1 protein-coding gene is annotated in these 221 nt (G+C 44.3%); it reads left to right on the top strand.

Translation table 11 applies throughout. The features are described 5' to 3' along the window. A partial coding sequence (locus H6B10_RS16855; RefSeq protein WP_204652503.1) for a hypothetical protein occupies positions 1-221 on the top strand: 221 nt, incomplete at both ends.

Genomic DNA, 221 nt, shown 5'->3' on the forward strand with positions numbered 1-221 from the left:
TGTAAACTTAAGAGGTATTACACTCTGTACAGGGTGGATGGCCTCAATTTTCCGCTCAAAGCTTCGTTTCTCAAAATGGCGCAGGTGCGCCACAGTGTTTTTTTAGTTTGGCGCGAAAGCGGCCTGCACAGATCCTTAAAAAAACGATACAGTAAAATCATAAAAGGACAAAAAAAGAGTTTGGATCGCCTTTGGCGTTACAGACCGAGCGGCAAAGCGAT

This window comes from Gemmiger formicilis (assembly GCF_016901605.1).
In the GTDB taxonomy this organism is placed as follows: Bacteria; Bacillota; Clostridia; order Oscillospirales; family Ruminococcaceae; genus Gemmiger; species Gemmiger formicilis_B.